1 pseudogene is annotated in these 253 nt (G+C 62.8%); it reads left to right on the top strand.

What is annotated here, in order from left to right:
• Positions 1-253, top strand: a pseudogene (locus ACPYOM_RS23110) (NAD-dependent DNA ligase LigA); the annotation flags it as partial.

The following is a 253-nucleotide window of genomic DNA, read 5'->3' as shown; positions in this document are numbered from 1 at the left end:
ACATTGCGGTCAACGTTGGCCGCACGGGTCGCGTGACTCCCTTCGGCCCGATGGAACCGGTGAAGGTGGCGGGCTCCACGGTGGGCATGGCCACCCTGCACAACCAGGATGTGGTCAAGGCCAAGGGCGTGATGATCGGTGACATCGTGATCCTCCGGAAAGCCGGTGACGTGATCCCGGAAATCGTTGGGCCCGTACTGGCCTTGCGCGACAAGCAGGATCCTCCGGTTCGCGAATTCGTGATGCCCACTGA

Source organism: Monashia sp. HAY1-2A (assembly GCF_056755315.1).
The sequence above is the reverse complement of the archived record's forward strand: the minus strand, read 5'-3'. Positions and strand labels throughout refer to the sequence as shown.